The sequence below is a fragment of the Ignavibacteria bacterium genome (assembly GCA_025612375.1).
Lineage (GTDB): Bacteria > Bacteroidota > Ignavibacteria > Ignavibacteriales > SURF-24 > JAAXKN01.
Window position 1 is genome coordinate 1 of the sequence record JAAXKN010000126.1, and the last position, 1,292, is coordinate 1,292.

Below are 1,292 nucleotides of genomic sequence, written 5' to 3' on the forward strand. Positions count from 1 at the left end.
ATATTCTGAAGCTCGAAAGGGTTATACTCCCTGTACTTTGCCTGCAATATTTTTTTAGTCCTTGGTGGAACCTTCTCTGATTCCATTACTCTTTGCATTGGAGTCTTCGGGCTGTCGTGTACCTTCACAACCTTGGAGCCAATTCTTTCCTTCTTCTTAAGCTTTACTGAAGGGATGAAGAAATTGAAGTAAGGGCTCCAGTAGTTTTCATATATGTCATTAAGCATTGCGACAACCTCAGGCCTGTCGAACCTCTCATAGCCCAGGTACTGCCTGATATTAGTCCAGTTCTTCCCCTCAATGTGGGCATTGTCGTTCTTCTGGTAAGCCCTGCTCCTGGTGTACTCCACAGGAGTGCTTCTTCCGGTAAAGTACTTCATCATGTGCCAGTTTAGGAACTCGCTTCCGTTATCGCTGTCAAAGCCCAGTATCTTAAATGGGAGTGCCTTCTCGATGGACACAATAGCCTCCAGGGCCGTTTTCTCACCCTTACCCCATATGGCCCGGGCCTCTGTCCATCCGGTAGCAATATCTACCGTGTTTACGGTATAGACAAACATTCCTGCAACACTATTACCGCAGTGCGCCACAGTATCGGCCTCAATAAAGCCGGGCCTCGTCTCATCCCACTGGTTTGTCTTTATGGGAACGTGTTTCTTTAGGAGCTTGCCGGGCTTTGTTGTACTAAGACCGAGCCTCGTCATCTTCCTTCTTTCTCTTAGAAGAATGCGGTCTATTGTTGCAGGTGAAATCTCCAGGAGCTTCCTTCTGTTTAATTCATTCAGCTTTTGACAGAACGCTTTCTCATAGAAGGGCAGCCAGTTTGGGATTACGGCCTTAAGCCTCTTGGAGCATATCATATTGGTGCTCTTTAAGAGAACCTTCAGAAAGTGAATTATTACGGGGTCATTGTATCTTTTAGGCCTTCCTATGGGCTTATTCTTTTTCTTCTTACTCCTTACTGCAGTCTCTTTCCCATTAAGAAGCCTGATTGCATACTTTCTGTTGTAGCCGCACGTAGTACAGAACTCGTCTAAGATCTTCTGCTTTTCCAGCTTACCGGCCCTCTTGTATCTTGGCTTTATTTCCCTTAAATATTCTTCCTTTGCTTTCTGACTCATATTGCACCCTTTATTTTACAGAGGTACTTTATACTATGAGTCAGTGCCTTATGTACCCGTAAAATCAGCCTGAAAACATAAAATTCAGGCAAATCTTTCGGTTACATTTCTTTTTGAGGCAACGAATCATTTTTCAATATCCCAGGGTTACATTATTTATGAGTCAACTCG

Annotated in this window: 1 pseudogene; it reads right to left on the bottom strand. The window is 44.0% G+C overall.

Annotated elements, in window-relative coordinates:
- Nucleotides 1-272: 272 nt before the first annotated feature.
- Nucleotides 273-1,121 (bottom strand): annotated as a pseudogene (locus tag HF312_21625) (integrase).
- Nucleotides 1,122-1,292 lie beyond the last annotated feature (171 nt).